This window comes from Weissella thailandensis, assembly GCF_005405465.1.
Taxonomy (GTDB): Bacteria; Bacillota; Bacilli; order Lactobacillales; family Lactobacillaceae; genus Weissella; species Weissella thailandensis.
The window spans coordinates 1-2,747 of sequence record NZ_BJEC01000037.1; the positions used below are offsets into that span (position 1 = coordinate 1).

The 2,747-nt window shown below is 37.2% G+C and carries 6 protein-coding genes; 1 reads left to right on the forward strand and 5 read right to left on the reverse strand.

The genetic code is table 11. From position 1 onward, the window contains the following. Positions 1–112: 112 nt before the first annotated feature. Together FFM62_RS09930 and FFM62_RS09935 are read right to left on the reverse strand one after the other, a co-directional pair. Positions 113–322 (reverse strand): hypothetical protein, encoded by a 210-nt coding sequence (locus tag FFM62_RS09930; protein WP_115470261.1) that lies wholly within the window; start codon positions 320–322, stop codon positions 113–115. 164 nt (positions 323–486) lie between these two features. After that, entirely contained in the window at positions 487–708 is a 222-nt protein-coding gene (locus FFM62_RS09935) for a hypothetical protein (protein WP_115470260.1), read from the reverse strand. 181 nt (positions 709–889) lie between these two features. Between FFM62_RS09935 and FFM62_RS09940 the strand changes: the two genes are divergently transcribed. Next, positions 890–1,255, forward strand: a complete 366-nt coding sequence (locus tag FFM62_RS09940; RefSeq protein WP_133296290.1) for a hypothetical protein — start codon at positions 890–892, stop codon at positions 1,253–1,255. On the opposite strand, the gene FFM62_RS09945 is transcribed toward FFM62_RS09940, so the two are convergent. From FFM62_RS09945 to FFM62_RS09955, 3 genes are read right to left on the reverse strand one after another with little or no spacing between them, the layout of a single operon-like run. Beyond that, positions 1,244–1,537 carry a hypothetical protein gene (locus FFM62_RS09945; protein ID WP_115470257.1) on the reverse strand — a complete coding sequence of 98 codons (294 nt, stop codon included), beginning with the start codon at positions 1,535–1,537 and terminating at the stop codon, positions 1,244–1,246. The two genes, FFM62_RS09940 and FFM62_RS09945, sit on opposite strands and share 12 nt — an antisense overlap. 33 nt (positions 1,538–1,570) lie before the next feature. Continuing rightward, complete coding sequence (locus FFM62_RS09950) at positions 1,571–1,834, reverse strand: hypothetical protein (RefSeq protein WP_115470256.1); 264 nt, start codon at positions 1,832–1,834, stop codon at positions 1,571–1,573. A gap of 2 nt (positions 1,835–1,836) precedes the next feature. Continuing rightward, positions 1,837–2,604, reverse strand: a complete 768-nt coding sequence (locus FFM62_RS09955; protein ID WP_115470255.1) for a phage antirepressor KilAC domain-containing protein — start codon at positions 2,602–2,604, stop codon at positions 1,837–1,839. Positions 2,605–2,747: the final 143 nt, after the last annotated feature.

Consider the following 2,747-nt stretch of genomic DNA (forward strand, 5'->3'; position numbering starts at 1 on the left):
TTGACTGGTAAACTCACCAAGTCTTTTGATTTTGAAAAGCCGTGATGTAAATTACCTACACCTGTTGATCCAATATCATAATCTGCCATGTTATTTCCTCTCTGTTGACCGCCTACTTCCAATCAATCTTTTTTAGTTCGTTTAAATCTAGGTCTAACGCAATGGATACCTTCACCATTGCTGGCAACGTCAACCTATTTCGTTTGCCGTTCGTAACGTCATATAACGCTGCGATAGAGACACCCGTTACATTCGCTAACCAATAGCGTGTTTTATTACCTTTTGAACGCAGTCCATTGTTGATTATTTCTGCTAGTGACATCTTCCTAACCCTCCGTTATTTTCCAATCCGCACTCCATTGACGTACTCGCGCTTGCTTAGCGTGAAAGTAAAGTTGAATAAATTAAGTTGAATCCAACTTATGTAGTGTTCGTTATCCTTGTTGTCTGTATATTTAGTCATGTAATGATGCATTTTATATCTCCTTAAATTTTCTTTACTTTAATACCGTCAGCTTTTGCCTTACCATCAACTAGGCAAATAATTAACCAGCAGATGATGCGCAAAATGCCTTGTAAAATATCGAGTAGTTGCGCTCTGTATGTGTAAGCTAGGTAGATCGCACCCATCACGATAATCGTTGGCAAAATCGCTGCTAGTGTCGCCATACCTAATAACTGAATGAACATTGCCACTTCTGCTAACATGTCTTACCCCTCTCTAATACCAATTGCTGAATTTACTGAAACGCACCACATCATGGTATGAATACGTGATAGTACGTACATTAGGTGTTTTGTCAGGGACATTGCGTTGGAACAATTCAGTGGGTTTAATCTTAAATCTGAAAGTGTTCACGCATACCCCTAAAATCTTGCACGCTTCTTTTTGCGTGATTTTGCGATTGTCATCTGGCATATTTTGCCTCCTTTCTTTATTGCTATAATTAATTTTGTGAGTGTCGCAATTCTCCCCTACATTGAAACGAAAGGAAAAATTATCATGGTTTATTTGATTAGCTATAATGCCTCACAAGTAACAATAGAGGAAGTTCAGTCCATCTTTGTTAAGCAAAATGATCGTTTTGCTATTCCATTTGGAGGAGCATTAATTATAAAAACCAATGATTCGTTTAAGTCTGTTCTAAAACGAGGAACAAAATTTAAATTTGAATTTCTCATCACGCCAACAGAACAGTCATCATTAGATGGATTAACTGATTGTTGGGATACCATCAGGGCATCAGTATTTTGATTTTTGAATCAATCGCCGATTAATTGTATTGATATACTTTTGCCATCGTTCTTTTGCGAGATATTCACCAAGAGTTTCTAATTCGTGCTTATCTGAATTATGTCCACAACTAATTTCAACCTCATCATTCCTTAATTTGTGCTGAAATATTCCTAATGAATATGCTTGTGTTAGCAATCCGGTAACTGCTGTAATCAGTTCTGGGTTGCTTTTTATTTGGTCGTCAGTCAACACATCATGGATTAGTTGTTGAACATCTTGTTGAATATTTATTTCTGTCATCTCTATACCTCCAATTCTGTTTGTAAGTTCATTCTAAAATTTAAATTTAGCTTCAATACCCATATCCTTAGCTAAATATTCCATTGCGTCAGCTAGTTGAGTGAAGTTATCTATGACACTTGCGTTTAGACTTACATCTTCCGTTGCGTCATCTTTTAAGCTGCTCATATCCGCTTCATGCATAGCGACTAGCAAATCATTAGATAATTGGATAATGCCGTATTTATCAGGTACAAGTGTTGTTACTCGCACATAGTTGTCAGTTTGTAATGCTGGGTGTGTTTTGTATTCATTCATGATTAATTCTCTCTTTCAATTGTTGGTAAGATGTCATTTTCTTTTAGCAAGTTGTAAATGAATACGCGACCCTTTTGCGTCCATTTAGTATTCATCCTTACGTCACTACTTCCATCTTTTTTCGTGATGTCAACTGTTGTACTAAATGTGTATCCTTTATCTTGATACTTTGAATAAAGCACCCATTGACCACCAATTTTGTATTGCACGCCCAGCTCATGTAACTTGTCGTTCATTTGCTTAGCTGACCAACCATAATCTTTTGCAATTTGTGTGATGGTTACCAATGATTTTGATTGCATAATTTTGTCATAGTAATCAGCCTTAGGACGTGACTCTGAAACCTGTTGTGTGAGCAGTACGTTCTTCTCTCGCTCATTCTTTAATTCCGTTGCTACCTTGATTAAGGTGTCAGGGCTTAATAGAATTTCTTCAATCTTGTCATTTGTTAGATATGCGCCATGCTTGCGAATGCTTGGCAAGACTTCTTCTGTCACCCATGCTTGGAATCGTTCAGCCGTTTCGTTGTTTGCCTTGATTGCTAACCGATAAAATTGTGGTTCAGTGATGAAATCGCCTTTGTTGATTTTTCCGCCAGATGTGGCGGAAAGTTTTAAGTACTTGTTAACTCGTTCCCAACGAACATTTTCGTAACCGTGAGACTTGTCAAAAATTCCCAACCCGATCGCTGCACTCTCTGCATCGAACATTACTTGTCCGTTTACTTCCTTGACTTTTAAGTTGTCAAAAACTTGTACTTCATTACTCATGGTTATACATACTTTCTTTGTTGTTATAATTGTTTTACTGGCTCATTTGCCTAGTTCACTGAAAGGAACTTGACTATGGAATCTCAAATATTATCGTTATATCGGAATGCCAAAAATGAAGCTGCCACTTCGTTTGATATTCC